Source organism: Streptococcus sp. KHUD_017, from assembly GCF_054861245.1.
This window is the reverse complement of the sequence record NZ_CM142175.1, coordinates 483303-500529: the sequence shown is the minus strand read 5'-3', so window position 1 is coordinate 500529 and position 17227 is coordinate 483303. Positions and strand designations below refer to the sequence as shown.

14 protein-coding genes are annotated in these 17227 nt (G+C 41.3%); 3 read left to right on the top strand and 11 right to left on the bottom strand.

All coding sequences use genetic code 11. The features are described from left to right. The 5 genes from ACVAMZ_RS02500 to ACVAMZ_RS02480 form a co-directional block, all read right to left on the bottom strand. Nucleotides 1–1287: a homoserine dehydrogenase gene (locus ACVAMZ_RS02500; RefSeq protein ID WP_461684938.1), complete on the bottom strand. Its 1287-nt coding sequence runs from the start codon at nt 1285–1287 to the stop codon at nt 1–3. A gap of 287 nt (nt 1288–1574) precedes the next feature. Beyond that, nucleotides 1575–2297, bottom strand: coding sequence for a peroxide stress protein YaaA (yaaA, locus tag ACVAMZ_RS02495; protein WP_454378475.1), 723 nt, complete (start codon nt 2295–2297; stop codon nt 1575–1577). A 234-nt stretch (nt 2298–2531) separates the two neighbouring features. Then, entirely contained in the window at nt 2532–2696 is a 165-nt protein-coding gene (locus ACVAMZ_RS02490) for a hypothetical protein (RefSeq protein WP_006155852.1), read from the bottom strand. Between the two features lie 119 nt (nt 2697–2815). Further along, nucleotides 2816–3226: a peptide deformylase gene (locus ACVAMZ_RS02485; RefSeq protein WP_036759218.1), complete on the bottom strand. Its 411-nt coding sequence runs from the start codon at nt 3224–3226 to the stop codon at nt 2816–2818. A gap of 106 nt (nt 3227–3332) precedes the next feature. Continuing rightward, nucleotides 3333–6017: a cation-translocating P-type ATPase gene (locus ACVAMZ_RS02480; RefSeq protein ID WP_461684937.1), complete on the bottom strand. Its 2685-nt coding sequence runs from the start codon at nt 6015–6017 to the stop codon at nt 3333–3335. 270 nt (nt 6018–6287) lie between these two features. Here ACVAMZ_RS02480 and ACVAMZ_RS02475 point away from each other — a divergent pair, with 270 nt between their 5' ends. Next, nucleotides 6288–7538, top strand: coding sequence for a cation diffusion facilitator family transporter (locus ACVAMZ_RS02475; RefSeq protein ID WP_461684936.1), 1251 nt, complete (start codon nt 6288–6290; stop codon nt 7536–7538). A gap of 122 nt (nt 7539–7660) precedes the next feature. On the opposite strand, the gene scrK is transcribed toward ACVAMZ_RS02475, so the two are convergent. Both scrK and ACVAMZ_RS02465 read right to left on the bottom strand, forming a co-directional pair. Next, nucleotides 7661–8548: a fructokinase ScrK gene (scrK, locus tag ACVAMZ_RS02470; protein ID WP_461684935.1), complete on the bottom strand. Its 888-nt coding sequence runs from the start codon at nt 8546–8548 to the stop codon at nt 7661–7663. A 140-nt stretch (nt 8549–8688) separates the two neighbouring features. Then, entirely contained in the window at nt 8689–10593 is a 1905-nt protein-coding gene (locus tag ACVAMZ_RS02465) for a sucrose-specific PTS transporter subunit IIBC (RefSeq protein ID WP_461684934.1), read from the bottom strand. 365 nt (nt 10594–10958) lie between these two features. Here ACVAMZ_RS02465 and ACVAMZ_RS02460 point away from each other — a divergent pair, with 365 nt between their 5' ends. Then, entirely contained in the window at nt 10959–12413 is a 1455-nt protein-coding gene (locus tag ACVAMZ_RS02460; RefSeq protein WP_461684933.1) for a sucrose-6-phosphate hydrolase, read from the top strand. Then, a complete protein-coding gene (locus ACVAMZ_RS02455; RefSeq protein ID WP_461684932.1) occupies nt 12394–13359 on the top strand; it encodes a LacI family DNA-binding transcriptional regulator in 966 nt (321 codons plus the stop codon). The genes ACVAMZ_RS02460 and ACVAMZ_RS02455 overlap by 20 nt, the downstream gene beginning before the upstream one ends. 35 nt (nt 13360–13394) lie before the next feature. On the opposite strand, the gene ACVAMZ_RS02450 is transcribed toward ACVAMZ_RS02455, so the two are convergent. From ACVAMZ_RS02450 to ACVAMZ_RS02435, 4 genes are all read right to left on the bottom strand, one after another. Continuing rightward, the gene (locus ACVAMZ_RS02450) at nt 13395–14669 is read right to left on the bottom strand and encodes a hydroxymethylglutaryl-CoA reductase, degradative (RefSeq protein ID WP_461684931.1); all 1275 of its coding nucleotides are present in this window, start codon (nt 14667–14669) and stop codon (nt 13395–13397) included. Further along, entirely contained in the window at nt 14669–15841 is a 1173-nt protein-coding gene (locus ACVAMZ_RS02445; protein WP_461684930.1) for a hydroxymethylglutaryl-CoA synthase, read from the bottom strand. Before ACVAMZ_RS02445 ends, ACVAMZ_RS02450 begins: the two co-directional genes overlap by 1 nt. Nucleotides 15842–16016: 175 nt before the next feature. Beyond that, a complete protein-coding gene (locus ACVAMZ_RS02440) occupies nt 16017–16466 on the bottom strand; it encodes a threonine/serine exporter family protein (protein ID WP_461684929.1) in 450 nt (149 codons plus the stop codon). A gap of 1 nt (nt 16467) precedes the next feature. Continuing rightward, nucleotides 16468–17226 carry a threonine/serine exporter family protein gene (locus ACVAMZ_RS02435; RefSeq protein WP_461684928.1) on the bottom strand — a complete coding sequence of 253 codons (759 nt, stop codon included), beginning with the start codon at nt 17224–17226 and terminating at the stop codon, nt 16468–16470. Nucleotide 17227 lies beyond the last annotated feature (1 nt).

The following is a 17227-nucleotide window of genomic DNA, read 5'->3' as shown; positions in this document are numbered from 1 at the left end:
TTAGTCTCCTAAAACCTTGAAGGTGTTGAGAAGTTCAAACTCGGCTACCGCCTTCAAAGCGTCTGTAATATTTTCAAGCTGCGCCTTGTTGATCTTATGGCTGATAATGACAACACGAGCCTTGCCTTCTTGCTTACCATCTTGAAGGATTTGCTTGAAGGAAATATCCTCTGCATTAAAGAGCTCAGCCAATTTCAAGACTTGTCCTTTTGAGTCTGGAGCCAAGATTGAGAAATAGTAGTTAGCTTTGACATCTTCTGGCTTAGCCAAGACTACTGGACGGCTGTATTCATTAAAGGCTTTTCCAATTGTTCCATCATTCAAACGACGAACGATGCGGGCAATATCAGCCACAACACTTGTTGCAGTTGGTTTTTGACCAGCACCTGGTCCATAGTACATAGACTCCCCGATACCGATAGACTCTACAAAGACTGCATTCATAACACCATTAACGCTCGCAAGTGGATGTTCTTTAGGAAGGAATGTTGGCGTAACCTCAGCAGCAATACCAGATGCCGTTTCTTCGATAGAACCAACTAATTTCACAACATAACCAAGCTCTTGAGCTACTGCTACATCTTCTGGAGTGATATTGCGAATTCCTTGGTGACCCACATCTTCAAACTTGACATTCATCCCAAAAGCAAACTGACTAAGGATGACCATCTTGTAGGCCGCATCAATCCCATCAACGTCATTGGTAGGGTCGCTTTCAGCAAAGCCAAGTCGTTGGGCTTCTGCCAAAGCATCTTCATAAGACCAGCCTTCTGTTACCATTTTGGTCATCATGAAGTTAGATGTTCCATTGACAACACCAAGAACACGTGTGATTTTGTCTGATGCTAGTGAGTTAACCAAGGTACGAAGGATTGGGATTCCTCCTGCAACAGCTGCTTCATAGTATAGGGCAACATTGTGAGCTTTGGCTACCTCAAGCAATTCTGCACCATGGACTGCCAAAAGATCCTTGTTAGCTGTCACGACGTGTTTCCCGGCTTCTAAAGCACGAGTAATAAATGTTTTAGCAGGTTCGATACGCCCCATCAACTCAACAACAATAGTGATGTCTTTGTCTGACAAGATTTCATCGATATTTGTTACAAAATTAAAATCATTTCCTGCTTCAAGCAAGCGGGCTTTCTCTTGATCGTCTTTGACCAAAACTTTAGCTACTTCAATTTCTGACTGGGCTGCTTGAACAATTTTTTCTTTATTTTCCTTTAGCAAGAATGGCACACCACTGGCTACTGTACCAAATCCAAGTAAAGCAATCTTAACTGACATGTTTGTCTCCTCGAAATTTTCTAATAGTCCTATTATACCAAAATTGTGAGAAAATTCCTACCATTCTAAACTAAAAATAGGAACACCAAATCACAAAAAGAGGCTGGGACAAAAGTCCTAGCCTCTCAATTGCCTTTGGATTGTCGAGCAAGACGCAGTGGTTGAGTGGGCTCTAACTACGCTGATTTCATCAGCTTTTACAGCCCTACTCAACTGTGCGGAGGTGGAACGACGAAATCGAATTCTAACGAATTACCGATTTCTGTCCCACTCTCTCTATTTTCTATCTATTTCACAAAAGCCAATTCCTTATCACTCGACAAGTCTTCTCGATAACTGAAACCCGCAAAGCTGAGCTTTTTAATCTCTTCAACCGAGGTTACCTGACCTTCCATCAAGGCTGTTAAGAAAGCTCCTCTAGCTTTTTTAGAAATGGTTGAGTGGATTTTTAGTTTTCCATCTCGCTCTTCCATAAACTTGAAGGTCACCATTTTCTCACGGATTTCTTTAGGGAAGACAGTTTCAAACTCCGAAGACAAGAGTGAAAAGATTAGTTCTTCACCCTTCATCGACTCTTCATAGGCCACCTGCCAATGACTTTTCAAGCTTTTTCCAGCGACTTTTAGTTTCATCAAAAAGTCCAGTCTGTGAGGCGCAATCGGTTCAAAGGCTGGAATCACACCATAAAGAGCTGACGTTATCATGAGGTGTTCCTCCAGATAGGTTTGCTCCGCCTTGGTTAGATTGTCCCGTTTGATGTTGCGATACATGAGTCCATCAAAGAGGTGCAAGGCTGGATAGTTTGTCGCAGTTTCATTTTTCAAGGCCTGGATATGGTCATACTCCTCTTGCGCTTTTTCGGCAGATATTTTGTAAAAACTCTCCAGTTCTTGGGCAGAGTATGTCGCCAATTCATCCAGCACTGCCTGACTTTCAGGACGCAATGGTTTAGCCTCTAAACTAGGGATTTCGGTGTTCATTTCTTTTGCGGTTGGGATTAGAATTTTCATAGTGTTAGTGTAGCATATTTTTTTAGGACTACCAAGGATTTGAGCTTAAAAGAGAGTGGGACAGAAATCGGTAATTCGTTAGAATTCGATTTCGTTGTCCCACCTCCGCACAGTTGAGTAGGGCTATAAAAGCTGATGAAATCAGCGTAATATAACCCACTCAACCACTGCGTCTTGCTCGACAATCCAAAGACAATTGAGAGGCTAGGACTTTTGTCCCAGCCTCTTCTTTCCTTATTTTGGCAATCCTAACCAGATTGCAAAGAGAACTAGTGCTGTCCCAAGGCAGCTTGCCAAGATAGATGACAGATTAAACTTTTTCTCCTTTAGATGAGAAAATCCTATCTTCAAAGCAAAAAGACCAAGCAACATCGAACCAATCATCAGATAAAATCCCATTTGACTGTCCTCCATTTATTATTCTTTCTTTCATTATCACAAATTTCAAACAAGAGTGCAAGAAAAACGAGTTTGTTTCCTTAAGCTTGAAGGATGTACCCTGTTCTAGGATACAAAGCCTATATGACAATCCCTTCTAAATGATCCAATTCATGCTGACAAATCTGAGCAGGAAAACCCGTCAGGGTAATGGTCTGCTCTTGCCAATGGATGTCTCTGTAGCTTACTGTAATTTTTTCATATCGAGTTGTAGGTCTGACACCTGTCAAAGACAAACAACCTTCCTCTGTCTCGTATGGTCCTTCAAAAGATTTGAGAACTGGATTAAACATAACCATGGGAATCATTCCGATATTAAAAATAATGACACGTTTTTGTACCCCAATCATATTGGCCGCTAGTCCAACACAGCTTTCTCGGTTAGCCAATAGGGTATCCTGCAAATCCTTTGCTAGGGGTAAATCTTCCTGACTAGCAGGCTGGGATACCTGCGACAAAAACAAGATATCTTTTACAATTTTCTTTTCCAACTACTATTCCTCCATCTTTTTCTCAACTTGATTATAGCATAAAATCAATCTCTGTTTACCATATATAAAAGCAAAAAGCCATCCGAAGATGACTTTTCATAATTGTTTAAATAGCGTTTTTATCTTTTCCAAGTGCTCGTTGGATTGCTTTAACAATCTCAACAAGGACCACGATCATAAGTGCTCCTACGGCGACCACCATCCATTGAGTCAAACTCAAGTGTGACACGTGGAAGAGATTATTAAATCCAGGAACTAAAATCGTCACCACAAAGAGGACAAAGGCAACTGGGATAGACCAGTTAAAGGTCTTGTTGGTAAAGAGTCCCACTTTAAAGATTGATTGGTAAACCGACTTAACGTTAAAGGCATGGAGCAATTGGATCAAACCGAGAGTTGCAAAAGCCATGGTAAGGGCATCCGCATGGATTTCAGTATGACTTTGGTGCTCTGGGAAGAGAAGAGCCCAACCATAAACACCCAGAACCAGCATGGTTTGGAAGATCCCTTGATAAATGATTGCTCCGAAGACACCACCATCAAAGAAGTTAGACTTACGACCACGAGGTTTGTGGGTCATGACACCTGGTTCAGCAGGTTCCACACCAAGGGCGATGGCTGGTAGCGTATCTGTTACCAGGTTAATCCAGAGAAGATGCACTGGTTGAAGCACATCCCAACCTAACAATGTTGCAAAGAAGATGATGAAAACTTCAGCCATATTAGCAGACAAGAGGTATTGGATGGATTTTTGGATATTTGAGAAGACCTTACGTCCTTCTTCTACCGCTACGATAATGGTTGCAAAGTTATCATCAGCAAGGACCATATCTGAAGCTCCTTTAGAAACCTCTGTACCTGTAATCCCCATACCGATACCGATGTCAGCTGTCTTAAGTGATGGCGCATCGTTGACCCCGTCACCAGTCATGGCAACAACTTTACCTTCTTTTTGCCATGCTTTCACGATACGAACCTTGTGCTCAGGAGATACACGCGCGTAGACAGAGTATTGCTTAAAGACTTTTTGGAATTCTTCATCAGTGAGTTCATTCAACTCAGCACCAGTGAAGACATGGTCTTCTGTATCATTTGGATCGATGATTCCGAGACGTTTGGCAATAGCTTCCGCTGTATCTTGGTGGTCACCCGTAATCATGATTGGACGGATACCTGCTTCCTTAGCGACTCGGACAGCTTCTGCAGCTTCTGGGCGCTCAGGGTCAATCATGCCGACCAAACCAGAGAAGATGAGGTCAGATTCAACAATTTCAGATTCCAAGGTTGGGATTTCGTTGCTTGTCTTATAAGCCATCATCAAAACACGAAGGGCTTGTTTAGCCAAATCTTTGTTGGTTGCAAGGATAGCATTCTTGTCTTCTTCTGTGATTGGACGAACTTCCCCATTAACTTCAATACGAGTCACGCGCTTGAGCAATTGGTCAGGAGCACCCTTAACAGCGATAAAGTATGAACCGTCAGCTTCTTTATGAATGGTAGACATGAGTTTACGGTCTGAGTCAAATGGCAATTCAGCCACACGTGGCTCATCCTTCAAGACTTCACGAACATCAAAGTTGTGGTCCAAACCAAACTGTACAAGAGCTGTCTCCGTTGGATCACCAATCAGCTTGCCAGATGGGTCCACCTTGGTGTCATTGGCAAAGTTCATGATACGAAGGGTATTGTTATCAGCAGCAATTTCAGATGCCGAGCTTTGCAATTGACCGTTGGTATAAACTTTTTCAACCGTCATTTGGTTCATGGTCAAAGTACCTGTTTTATCAGATGCAATGATTTCTGTTGAACCAAGAGTTTCAACAGCTGGCAATTTACGGACAATCGAATTACGTTTGGCAAGTGTTGTAGTTCCCAAAGATAGAACGATAGTTACAATGGCAGGAAGCCCTTCTGGAATCGCAGCAACCGCAAGGGCAACCGCCACCATCAAGCCTTCTAATGGATGTTCGCCACGAACAAAGACACCAACCAAGAAAGTAATCACTGCAATAACAATGATTAAGTAAGTCAAGGCCTTAGATAATTGTTCCAAGCTTTGCTTCAATGGTGTTTCTGTTTCGTCGGCATTAGCCAACATATCTGCAATCTTACCAACTTCTGTGTACATACCAGTGTTGGTCACGACACCAATACCACGACCGTAAGTTACGTTTGAGTTTTGGTAACCCATGTTAACACGATCTCCGATACCAGCATCTGCTTCAACAAGTCCTGTCACATCTTTTTCAACCGGTACAGACTCACCAGTAAGAGCAGCTTCTTCGATTTTAAGAGACGCCGCTTCAAGCAAACGCATATCGGCAGGCACTACATCTCCCGCTTCAAGCAAGACGATGTCCCCAGGGACCAATTCTTTTGAGTCAATCTCAATCACATGACCATCACGACGAACACGAGCCATCGGGCTAGACATATTTTTCAGAGCTTCAATGGCTGCTTCTGCTTGCCCTTCTTGGTAAACCCCAAAGGCAGCATTCAAGACAACAACGGCCAAGATGATAATGGCATCCGTTAGACCGTCCATTCCTTCTGTAATCACAGAAAGTGCCGCTGCCGCAAGCAAGATGATAATCATCAAATCCTTAAATTGATCAAGGAATTTAGCTAGTAGGCCACGTTTCTCGCCCTCTTCCAACTCATTACGACCATAAGTCGATAGTCGTTCTTGAGCTTGAGCAGTTGACAAACCTTCGATAGATGAGTCCAAGTTCTTTAGGACTTCTTCTGAGGTCTGTGTGTAAAACAAGTCTTTATTTTGTTCTTTTGACAAAACAGTCTCCTCCTTTTTGGCCTCTTTTTACAAAAAAAGAGACCTGTTTTTTAAAAAAACAAGTCTCGCTGTTTAATATAGTGCCGGAAATAATTCGTAATGACGACACTATCGCGGTTAACCGCCAGCTACTCCCTTGAGTAGTTCTATTATATCAGAATTTCAAAAGTTTTCAAGTTTTGAGGTGTATTTAACTTACTTCCCACATTTGAATTTTCCTTGGAAAACCAGTATAATGAAAACATACGATAGTGCTAGAAAGGGAGTTAGATGAATCAATCGGTTTCAAACTTAAAATTGGCTGAGCGTGGTGCCATTATCAGCATTTTGACCTATCTATTCTTGTCTGCAGCTAAGCTAGCAACTGGCCACCTCCTCCATTCATCCAGTTTGGTGGCCGATGGTTTTAACAACGTTTCAGATATCGTCGGAAACGTGGCCCTTCTAATCGGGATTCGTTTGGCTCGCCAACCGGCAGATAGAGATCATCGCTTCGGCCACTGGAAAATAGAGGACTTGGCAAGTCTCATCACTTCCATCATCATGTTTTACGTTGGTTTTGATGTTCTACGGGACACCATTCAAAAGATACTCAGCCGAGAACAAACGGTCATTGACCCACTTGGTGCGACTCTGGGAGTCATCTCTGCTATCATCATGTTTGCCGTTTATCTCTACAATACCCATCTGAGTAAGCAAGCTAAATCAAAGGCCCTCAAGGCAGCCGCTAAGGATAATTTATCAGATGCTGTAACATCTCTTGGAACTTCTATTGCTATCCTGGCTAGTAGCTTCAACTATCCAATCGTGGATAAGTTGGTCGCGATTATCATTACCTTCTTTATTCTTAAAACTGCTTATGATATCTTTATCGAGTCATCCTTCAGCCTTTCTGATGGTTTTGATGAACACTTGCTCGAAGATTACCAAAAAGCTATCATGGAAATTCCTAAGATTAGCAAGGTCAAATCTCAACGCGGTCGTACTTACGGAAGCAACATTTATCTGGACATTACTCTGGAAATGAACCCAGATCTCTCTGTTTATGAAAGTCATGAAATTGCGGACCAGGTTGAATCAATGTTATCAGATCGATTTGGTGTCTTTGATACAGACATTCATATCGAACCAGCACCAATCCCTGAGGATGAAATTCTAGATAATGTCTATAAAAAATTGCTCATGAGAGAGCAACTAATTGACCAAGGAAATCAACTGGAGGAATTACTTGCAGAAGACTTCATTTATATTCGCCAGGACGGACAAGAACTGGACAAGGATGCCTATACGGCTGAAAAAGAATTAACCTCTGCTATCAAGGAGCTTCATTTAACCTCTATCAGCCAAAAGACTAAACTCATCCGCTACCAAGTCGGTGATACCATTCATACCAGCATCTGGCGTCGCCACGAGACTTGGCAAAATATTTTCCATCAGGAAACGAAAATAGAAAAAGAGAGTGGGACAGAAATCGGTAATTCGTTAGAATTCGATTTCGTCGTCCCACCTCCGCACAGTTGAGTAGGGCTGTAAAAGTAGATGAAATCAGCGTAGTAGAGCCCACTCAACCACTGCGTCTTGCTCGACAATCCAACATCAAAAAGAGGCTAGGACTTTTTGTCCCAGCCTCTAATTTTTTATTCTTATTTTGCAACGCTCTTAGCAAGAACAAAATTTCCTAGTGTAGCTGAACCATTGCCAGCAACAGCTGGAGTCACGATATAGTCACGTACATCTGGAACTGGTAGGTAGCCATTGAGTAGGGCTGTGAATTTCTCACGTACACGGTCAAGCATATGTTGTTGAGCCATAACCCCACCACCAAAGACAACGACATCTGGACGGAAAGTTACAGTCGCATTCACTGCAGCTTGAGCAATGTAGTATGCTTGAACATCCCAGACAGAGTTATTGAGTTCAATGTTTTCCCCACGAACACCTGTACGAGCTTCCAAACTTGGACCAGCTGCATAACCTTCCAAACATCCATTATGGAAAGGACAAACACCTTTAAATTCTTTTTCAATATCCATTGGGTGTCTAGCTACATAATAATGACCCATCTCAGGGTGACCAACACCGCCAATAAACTCGCCACGTTGGATAACACCTGCACCAATACCTGTACCGATAGTGTAATAAACCAAGTTTTCGATACGACCGCCGGCATTATTACGAGCGACCACTTCACCGTACGCAGAACTGTTTACGTCTGTCGTGAAATACATTGGCACGTTTAAAGCGCGACGAAGGGCACCGAGCAAGTCTACATTTGCCCAGTTAGGTTTTGGAGTTGTTGTGATAAATCCGTAAGTTTTTGAGTTTTTATCGATATCGATTGGACCAAATGAACCAATGGCAAGTCCTGCAAGATTATCGAATTTTGAGAAGAACTCGATGGTTTTATCGATTGTCTCGATAGGAGTTGTTGTTGGAAATTGTGTTTTTTCTACAATATTAAAGTTTTCATCACCGACAGCACAGACAAATTTTGTACCGCCCGCTTCCAAGCTTCCGTATAGTTTTGTCATGATAAACCTCTTGTATTTATTTTCTCTATTATAGCATATTTTAAGATTGAAAACGGCTCTATTTTTTAGTTTTTTCTCTGTAAATTTTACCATTTAAACAAAAACGAACAAACATGACATTTGTTCGTTTTTTTGATTTATTAAGCTTTAACTTCGATGATTGCGTCACCCTTAGCAACTGATCCAGAAGCAACTGGATTTACTGAAGCAAAGTCTGCAGTGTTTGTTACGATAACCATAGTTGTATTATCAAGTCCTGCAGCGGCAATCTTAGCTGAGTCAAATGTTCCAAGAACATCTCCAACTTTAACCTTGTCACCTTGGGCAACTTTATGATTGAATCCTTCACCGTTCATTGAAACAGTATCGATACCAACGTGAATTAAGATTTCAGCACCGTTAGCTGTTCTCAATCCATAAGCATGGCCAGTTGGGAAGACGATTGTTACTTCAGCATCAGCTGGTGCATAAACAACATCTTGGCTAGGTTTCACGGCGATACCTTGTCCCATAGCTCCACTTGAGAATACTGGGTCATTCACATTTGAAAGAGCAACAACATCACCAACGATTGGTGTTTGGATTGTTTCGTCTTGAAGAGTTGCTGGTACTTCTTCATTTACCACTGTAGTTTCTTCAGAAACTGTTTCTTCAACAACTTCTGTTTCTTCTTTGTAACCAAAAGCATATGTCAAACCGAAACCAAGGGCAGTTGTAACTAAGACCATAAAGACATACTTAAGGAGTTGACCGTTGATATAGAGAAGTGTTCCAGGAATGATCGTAATACCAAAGCTAGTACCTGCCAAACCTAGAATGTTTGCTAACCAACCACCAGCAGCACCGGCGATAAGCCCCATGATAAACGGTTTACCATAGCGAAGATTGATACCAAAAATAGCTGGTTCAGTGATACCAAGTCCAGCAGAAAGTGCAGCTGGGAAGGCAAGAGCTTTAATTTTGGGATTCTTTGTTTTTACACCAACAGCAAGCGTTGCTCCAAGTTGAGCAGTCATAGCTGCTGTAATAATAGCATTAAGAGGATCTGAACCTGTAGAAGTAACAAGGTTAGCCTCCAAGAGATTGAAGATATGGTGAACACCTGTAACAACGATGACCTGATGAACACCACCAAGGATTAATCCACCTAGACCCATTGGAAGACTGAGCAACCAAACAGTAGCGACTTTGACATAGCTTTCAACTTCGTGGAATACAGGTCCAATGACAAACAAGGCCAAAATAGACATTACTAAGAAAGTCAAGAATGGTACAAGGAGTAAATCTAATACATCTGGAATACGCTTACGGAGCCACTTTTCTAGTTTAGCACCAGTCAAACCAACGAAGAAGGCTGGTAAAACTGAGTTTTGATAGCCGACAACTTTGATAAAACCAAAGAAGAGGATTGGTTGAGCGTCACCAGAGGCCACAGCCCAGGCATTTGGTAAGGATGAGTTTACCATCATCAATCCTAGAACCAAACCAAGCAATGGATTTCCACCGAAGACTCGAAAGGCTGACCAACAGATTAAGGCTGGGAAGAAGGCAAAAGCTGTATCTGTCAAAACAACTGAATAGGTATAGAAGTTTGTTGCTTTAAAAGCTTCTGCAGTTGTTCCAAACAAAGCCAAAACTTGATCTTGAACAATAGCCCCACGAATTCCCATAAACAAACCAGTAGCAACGATTGCTGGCAAAAGAGGTACAAAGACGTCACCGAAAGTACGGATAGCACGTTGGAACCAATTTCCTTGTTTGCCTGCTTCTTCTTTCATCTCATCTTTAGATGAAGTTGGCAAACCAAGAGCTACGACTTCATCGTACATCTTGTTTACTGTACCAGTACCAAAGATGATTTGGTATTGACCTGAGTTAAAGAAAGCACCTTGAACTTTTTCCAAGTTCTCGATAGCATCCTTATTGATTTTCGCTTCATCTTTCACCATCACACGGAGGCGAGTCGCACAGTGAGCTACACTGTTGACGTTCTCACGTCCACCCAAGGCTTCGATGACTTTTTTTGCAATTTCTGTATTGGTCATTTGCAAAAATCTCCTTATAAAAAAATTTGTTCTTGTTTGAAAGCGATTTTACTCGCCCTACGAGTATTATTTTATCATCTTTCAAAAATATGTCAAGCGTTTTGCAGAAAAAGTTTTTTGATTGTTAAAATTTTTGATAGTTTTTGCTTCTTTCTTGATAAATTCGTCTCAAAAACGCCTGTTTCTACGTGATTTTATGTGAATATTTTCAAAAACTTTCATATTTTCATTAATTTTCATAAAAATAGGCTTCTAATTATCTGTCAATCGTTTGACATTTTTTTCTTAAATTCGATATAAAAGACTTGCTTTTTTATAAGGAAACGTTTACTATAAAGATAGTAGAATTTATGGAGGGAATATAAATGGAATGGACTACCGAGCGTCGTTATAGACGCTATGAAGATTGGACACAAGAAGAAAGAAAAGAAATCCAAGAAAAGATGGCACAATCCCCATGGCACGTCAGCTATCACATTGAGCCAAAAGAAGGACTCCTTAATGATCCAAATGGCTTTTCTTATTTTGATGGCAAATGGGTTGTTTTTTACCAAAATTTCCCCTTTGGTGCAGCTCACGGTTTGAAATCTTGGGTTCAGCTTGAAAGCGACGACTTGGTTCACTTTACTGAAACAGGTGTAAAAATATTACCTGATACTCCTCTGGATAGCCACGGTGCTTACTCTGGATCTGCTATGCAGTTTGGCGATAACTTGTTCCTATTTTATACAGGAAATGTCCGTGACGAAAACTGGGTACGTCACCCTTATCAAATCGGTGCCTTAATGGATAAGGATGGAAAAATCGAAAAGATTGATAAAATCTTGATTGATCAACCAGCTGATGCTACTGACCACTTCCGCGATCCACAGATTTTTAACTTTAAAGGACAATACTACGCTATCGTTGGTGGTCAAGATTTGGACAAAAAAGGTTTTGTCCGTCTCTATAAGGCTATCGATAATGATTATACAAACTGGCAAGAAGTCGGAGACCTTGACTTCAACAATGACCGCACTGCTTATATGATGGAGTGCCCAAATCTTGTCTTTGTCGGAGAACAACCTGTCCTTCTCTACTGCCCACAAGGATTGGATAAGAAAGTTCTAGACTACGATAATATCTTTCCAAATATGTATAAAATTGGGGCTTCCTTTGACCCTGAAAATGCCAAAATGGTAGATGTGTCTGAACTACACAATCTAGACTATGGTTTCGAAGCCTATGCTACTCAAGCCTTTAACGCTCCTGATGGTCGAGCCCTGGCAGTCAGCTGGCTTGGGTTACCAGATGTTTCTTATCCATCTGATCGCTTTGATCACCAAGGAACCTTCTCATTAGTCAAGGAACTTACAATCAAGGATGGCAAACTCTATCAGTACCCTTTAGCAGCTATCCAGGACCTCCGAGCTTCAAGAGAGGAATTTTCAAATCGTTCTGAAACCAAAAACACCTACGAACTTGAACTTAACTTAGAAGCCGATAGTCAAAGCGAAATTGTCCTTTTTGCTAATAAAGATGGCAAGGGGCTATCTATCAATTTTGACCTTGTCAATGGCCAAGTTACTGTTGACCGCAGCCAAGCAGGTGAGCAATATGCTCAAGAATTTGGAACTACTCGCTCTTGCTCAGTTACTAATCAAGCAACTACTGTCAATATCTTCATCGACAACTCTGTCTTTGAAATTTTCATCAATAAAGGAGAAAAGGTATTTTCTGGTCGTGTCTTCCCTCACGAAGATCAAAATGGAATCCTCATTAAATCTGGAAACCCAACTGGAACATACTACGAATTAGAATATGGTCGCAAAACTAACTGATGTCGCAAAATTAGCTGGCGTCAGCCCTACTACTGTTTCACGTGTCATCAACAAAAAGGGTTATCTGTCAGAAAAAACCATTCAAAAGGTTAATGATGCTATGCGTGAGCTGGGCTATAAACCCAATAACTTAGCTCGAAGTCTTCAAGGAAAATCAGCCAAGTTAATCGGTTTGATTTTCCCTAAAATCAGCCATGTGTTCTATGCTGAATTGATTGACAAATTGGAACACGAACTCTTCAAAAAAGGTTACAAGACCATCATCTGTAATAGTGAGCATGATTCAGAAAAAGAACGCGAATACATCGAAATGCTAGAAGCTAATCAGGTGGACGGCATCATTTCGGGAAGTCATAACCTTGGGATTGAGGATTACAATCGCGTAACCGCTCCAATCATTTCATTTGACCGTAACCTATCACCAGACATACCTGTCGTTTCTTCTGATAACTATGCTGGCGGTGTCCTAGCTGCTCAGACCTTGGCTAAAACCGGAGCCAAGTCTATCATTATGATTACAGGTAATGACAACTCCAATTCACCAACTGGACTTCGTCATGCTGGTTTTGCTTCAATCTTGCCAAAGGCTCCTATTATCAATGTTTCCAGTGACTTTTCACCCCTTCGTAAGGAAATGGAAATTAAAAATATCTTGACCAAACAAAAACCAGATTCGATTTTCGCCTCTGATGATTTGACTGCTATTTTGGTTATTAAAATTGCTCAGGAGCTTGGTCTCTCTGTTCCTGAAAAACTCAAAGTGATCGGCTATGACGGGACTTATTTTATCGAGAATTTCTACCCTCACCTCACTACCATTAAACAACCCTTGGAAGAGATTGCTCGCCTAACAGTTGATTTGCTCTTACAAAAAATTGAAGGCAAAGAGGTTGCTACCACTGGTTATTTCTTGCCAGTTAGTCTCTTACCAGGTAAAAGTATTTAAACAAAAAACTCGGACTGAATCAGTCTGAGTTTTTCTTATAATCTTAATTTTTTCAAAAGAGTTTGTGCTTTTTCTAAGTTAAAAGTTTTTTCAGCAATCAAGCTTTCTACCAACTTAGGCACTTCAGCCTCTGTGGCTCCTGCAAGGAGGGCCAGTGACTTCGCTTGAAGTTTCATGTGTCCATGCTGAATTCCTGTGCTGACAAGAGCTTTAAGAGCTGCAAAGTTTTGAGCGAGACCGATTGAAACAATGATTTGAGCCAATTCTTTGGCAGACGGATGACCTAGCAACTCATGACTGAGGACTACACGAGGATTGAGACCAATTGAACCACCTTTCATAGCAACAGGCATGGGCATGGTCATCTCTCCTACGAGTTCCTCTGTTTCCAAATCAATCGTCCAACGACTAAGGCCTCGATAGGAACCATCATGACTGGCATAGGCATGTGCTCCCGCTTCAATAGCCCGCCAATCATTTCCAGTAGCAATCAAGAGAGCATCGATTCCATTAAAGATTCCCTTATTGTGAGTAGCTGCTCGATAAGGATCTGCTTGAGCAAACTGGCTGGCTAAAACCATTTTTTCTGCTAGTTCACGTGCTTCATCCTTCTGGCGACTCAGATAACGAAAGGCAATCCGACAAGTTGCAGTTACTAGAGAATCTGTTGCGTAGTTGGATAGAATTCCCATTAAACTTTGCCCTTGACTTAGAGCCTCTAGACTTGGTTTTAAAGCTTCAAGCATGGTATTGAGCATATTAGCTCCCATGGCTTCCTGAGTATCCACATGGAGATAAGCCACTAAAAAGTCAGCCTCACCAGAAATTTTCTCAACTGTTAGCTCTCTGGCTCCACCACCACGTTTGACAATAGATGGATAGGCTTGGTTTGCTTGTTCGAGTAGCTCTGCTTTCTGACTCAAAATAGCCTGACATGCTTTATCCCTATCTGGAACCTGATAAAGAGCAACCTGACCAATCATTAGTCTTTGATGAACATGGGCACTAAAACCACCAGACCTATTGATAATCTTACTAGCAAAACTAGCCGCAGCAACGACGGATGGTTCTTCTGTTACATAAGGAACTGTGTACTCTTGGCCATTTACCAACACTTCTGGAACTACTGAGTAAGGGAGTGAGAAGGTTCCTACTACATTTTCACTCAGTTGATCCGCAATTTCTAGACTGAGATTTTCATTCCGGTCTAAACTTTCCTGCGCCTCTATAGAAGTAAGCGCCTGAGACTTCACTAGCTCTAGGCGCTCTTGGGCTGATTTTTTAGCAAATCCATTCCAATTTTTTTTCATTATTTTTCAACCTTGCTGTAGCGACGTTGGTGTTCTACAATCTCAACCAGAGCATAGTCTTGTCCTTCATAGCCTGACATGGTTGCAGAACCTGTCTCATCCAAGTTTGTTTCCTCAAAAAAGATTCGTTCATAGTCCGCAACAGTCAAAGCTTGACGTTGATCTAGCAGCTCTAGACGATTTTTCTGTAACTGTTTCTCGTATCCTTCAACCAGTTCCACACTGAAGAACTCAGATACAGCACCACTTCCGTAGCTGTAGAGAGCAATCTTGTCTCCTGCCTTGAGACTATCAGAGTTTTCAAGAAGAGACAAGAGCCCTAAAAAGAGTGAACCCGTATAGATATTTCCAACCTTTTGGCTATAAACAATGGATTCATCAAAGTGTTTTTGGAATAAATCCTTTTTCTCTTGAGGTAGAGATTTATCAAGAATTTTTTTCAATCCCTTGAGAGCTAGCTTTGGATATGGCAAATGGAAACAAATAGCTTCAAAATCATTCAAGTCGCAATCATAACGCTTTTGGTACTCTTCCCAAGTCGTTTTTAAGCTATCCAAATACTGCTGTGTTGAATATACTCCATTCACAAACGGTGTCGTTGAATAATTTGGACGCCAAAAGTCCATGATATCACGAGTCTGCGCAACGTTATCGTTGTTGAAGACCATAACACGTGGATTTTGACTAATCAACATGGCAACACAGCCTGCTCCTTGGGTTGGTTCACCAGGAGTTTCGACACCATATTTTGCAATATCACTAGCTAGTACCAACACTTTTGATTTTGGAGAATTTTCTACGTGTAACTTAGCATAGTGAAGAGCCGCAGTTGCACCATAGCAAGCTTCCTTGATTTCAAAACTACGAGCAAAAGGTTGAATTCCAAGCAAACCGTGTACAAAAACCGCAGCTGCCTTACTTTGATCGACTCCTGATTCTGTCGCTACGATAACCATATCAATCTCTTGCTTATCTTCTTCAGTCAGGATAGAATTTCCTGCACTAGCAGCCAAGGTCACAATATCTTCTGTTAACGGAGCAATACTCAATTCTTTTAAAAGGAGTCCTTTACTCAATTTTTCAGGATCAGTCCCTCGAGCTTCTGCTAAATCTTGTAATTTCAAAACGTATTGACTGGTCGCAAAACCAATCTTATCAATACCGATTTTCATATTTACCTCTATTTTTATCATTCATTGTAAAAATTCGTTCACCTCTATTTTATCATAATTGAGGTCAAATGAGCGAAAAAAGACTTGATTCCCCAAATCAAGTTCATTTTTAAAAGTTTATCTCATTTTAGGATACTCTAACAAACTGAACTGAAGAGCCATAAAAAATCGAGTCTTAGCTAGCTCGATTCTTTTTGAGATAATGATACAATTTCAACAAAACTGTTCCACTGGCCATTCCAATGGAGATAACAAGGGCCAACATCATGACTAGCATGGCACTAGAAATGGCATGACCGTAGTCACCTGTAACGAAGAAGGAAGTTGTTCGATAGGAGAGATACCCTGGTACTAGCGGAGCCAAGATGGCTAAAGCAAACACAACGGCTGGTGTTTTATAGATAATACTCATAATCTGGCTGATACAAGAACCAATTACAGCGGCAATAAAGGTCGCCAAAATAACATTGGTTGGCTCCTTGAGTATTAGATAGAGCAGCCAGATTGACATTCCCAAAACTCCACCAGGAATGAGCATAGAACGTTGGACGTTTAAAACGATTAAAAAAGTGATAATAGCTAGCAGACTAGCTAGAGCCTGCAATAAAAATGTTGTTAGAGTCATATTAGTTCATGAGTACGAGGGCGACTGATGTTCCAGCCCCTAAGGCAAGGGTAATCAGCAAGGATTCAAACATCTTGCTCATACCAGAGTTAATGTGATTGGTCATAATATCTCTAACAGCATTAGTCAGAGCAATTCCCGGTACAAATGGCATAACCGCACCTGCAATGACCAAATCAGCTGTAGAAGGAAAGCCAGAATAGCGCGCCCAAAATTGTGCAATCAAACCAAAAACAAGAGCTCCTACAAAAGCTGTCATAAAGGGAATACGGATAAATTTTTCTACGTAAAGAGAACAGGTGAAAGCAAAGATGGTTGCTACTCCTGCACCAATGGCATCGTAGGCATTACCCCCGAACATGATCGAGAAGAAGGGAGCACTAAAGGTCGCCGCAACCGTCAATTGAACATTGGTATAAGGTGAGGGCTTGGTATTCAATTCTTTGAGTCGGATAAAGGCTGTCTCCAAATCAAGCTGCCCTGATACAAGCTGCCGTGAAATCTGATTGACATCGCAAACCTTCTCAATATTATAGGAAGAGGAAGTCACTCGTTTCATTCGAGAGATATTTGTGTTCTCAATGGAGAAAAAAATGGCTGCAGGCATGGCCAAAACATTACAATCCATAATGCCTTGTGAATGTGCAATCCGAATCATAGTATCTTCGACACGATAAATTTCAGAGCCATTGCGAAGCAGAATCGTTCCTGCTAGCATAATGAGATCAATAACTGCGTTCAGTTTTCTTGATTCGTCCATG